Source organism: Pedobacter sp. 01T416_2 (genome assembly GCF_056398925.1).
The window spans coordinates 1-2,214 of the sequence record NZ_JBFTQI010000904.1 but is presented as its reverse complement, the minus strand read 5'-3'; the positions used below and the strand labels follow the sequence as shown (position 1 = coordinate 2,214).

Annotated in this window: 2 protein-coding genes; one reads left to right on the top strand and one right to left on the bottom strand. The window is 39.7% G+C overall.

Features of this window, described 5'->3' with window-relative positions:
* On the top strand, positions 1-344 hold a 344-nt coding region (locus AC1DPQ_RS25665; RefSeq protein ID WP_477611299.1), incomplete at its 5' end, for a hypothetical protein.
* 452 nt (positions 345-796) lie between these two features.
* Here the strand turns inward: AC1DPQ_RS25665 and AC1DPQ_RS25660 are convergent.
* Positions 797-2,158, bottom strand: coding sequence for an acyl-CoA dehydrogenase family protein (locus AC1DPQ_RS25660; RefSeq protein WP_477580711.1), 1,362 nt, complete (start codon positions 2,156-2,158; stop codon positions 797-799).
* Between the last annotated feature and the right edge of the window lie 56 nt (positions 2,159-2,214).

The following is a 2,214-nucleotide window of genomic DNA, read 5'->3' as shown; positions in this document are numbered from 1 at the left end:
AGATATCACTATGTAAAACCATCCATAAATCATTAAAACAAAGAGGTGGTTATTGGATCACTGCTGATGTATATATTAAACGACCAGCACCTAAAAATGAAACCAATGATTATTTTTCTCAGTTTCTGGAAACACATCATGTAGAAGATAATAAGTTTGATAGCTTTGAACAGGCTGAACACTTCTTTCTTGAACAAGGTTTCAAATTGACAACTAAAGCAACTTCAGTTTGGCATCAACTTTCCTCGCTAAAATATATTGATATTGAATTATTAAAAAAAATGAAGGAGCAGGCGAATAAAATTGGCAGAATCCGAGAAACCTGGGTGTTAAAAGCTATTTAATTAACTAAAACCGGGCTGCAGATCCACGTTTTCTAATTCTGAAACACTTTTTTCTTGTAGCGCTATGCCTGTGCAAAACATTAAGTTTCTTCCCGTTTTACGCTTATACGCTTCGCTACCTCGTACCTCGTTGCTGCAGGGTATCGCTCCAACCTGGGCTAAATGGCCAGAAAAGTATTTTATTTTTGAGGTTGCAGGGGCCGCTAACTTTTGTTCATAAACCTGACAGCAGCGGCAGCTCCCGACTTTTCGTCGGGACTACAGCGAATGGCAGGACTGAAGCACCCATGAAATGCTGACATTCGTTTCCTAACCCTAAAAATCCTGCTATTTATCATATTACATTAGTCTTCGACTACGCTCAGACTCGCAAGCAACTAATTACCCCAGCTCAAAACTAACGAAGTTCCCGAACTGCTCTTAGCCTTTCAAACTTCGTGAGTTCCCACTACCTAAACAAATGCAGAGAAACCCGTTATGGCTCTACCTACAATCAGCGTATTAATTTCTTTTGTGCCTTCGTAAGAATAAATTGCTTCAGCATCGGCCACAAAACGCGCTACATTATATTCCAATAAAATGCCGTTTCCACCCATTACCTCACGGGCCTTGCTCACCACATCACGTGTACGTAACGAACAGAATACCTTGGCTAACGAAGCATGCTCATCTTTCAACAAGCCCTGATCCTGCAATTGTGACAACCTAAAACATAATGTTTGCATTGCTGTTAAATTCGACAACATCTCAACTAAATGGTTTTGAATCAATTGAAAAGATGCAATGGGTTTACCAAACTGTTTTCGGGTACGGGTATAATCCAGTGCATTTTCGTAAGCACCACGGGCACAGCCAACAGCCTGCCAGGCCACTCCTGCTCTTGTCATTTGCAATACCTTTGCTGTATCTTTAAATGAGTTTGCATTTTGCAGGCGGTCCGTTTCTTCTACCTCACAATTGTTTAAAGTGATAATTCCATTCTGCACAATCCTGAGGGCCATTTTATCCTGCATTTTTTCTACAGCAAAACCAGGATTATCTTTTTTTACAATAAAACCCTTAACCTCACCACTTTCTTCATCTCGTGCCCAAATAATTAAGATATCGGCGAAAGTGGCATTACCGATCCATTTTTTCTGACCATTTAATATCCATTTGCCATCTATTTTTTTGCAGGTTGTAGTGAGTCCTCCAGCAGCAGCAGAGCCCACTTCGGGTTCGGTTAGCCCAAATGCACCGATAATTTTAAATTGCTGCATCAGTGGCAACCACTGTTGTTTTTGTTCTTCCGATCCACATAAATAGATCGATCCCATCGCTAAACCACTCTGTACACCAAAAAAAGTAGAAATCGAGGTATCTATCCGAGCCATTTCCATCGCTAAAATCCCTTCCATCAAATTCGATTTTCCCGGACAGCCATAACCTTTATAGGTTAAACCACAGATATTAAGTTCAGCAAGTTTTGGGATAATTTCGAAAGGAAATTCGGCTTTGTTCCAGTAATGGTTTACAATGGGCTTTACTTCTTTTTCTAAAAAAGCACGCACTTTTAACTGGAGTTCGCGATCCTCATCGTTGAGTGCTTCGTCGCCCAAATGGTAAAAATCACCTTCAATTGGTGGTAATTCTCGCTTTTTACCCGATCCACCCATCATTTTCATCATCCCCTGAATCTGTTTATCATCCAGATTGGATATGGTTTCGACTATTTTGGGTAAATCGACTTTTTTCGATAAAGCTTCTAACTTATCGAAATCTACATGTTTAAAAAGATTGTACGCATTTTTGAGAGAAGAGAATATATTCGCCATTATTATTCGTTTTGAGAATAACAAACGAAGGGCGGTTTTGTTGGACTGTCAAAATA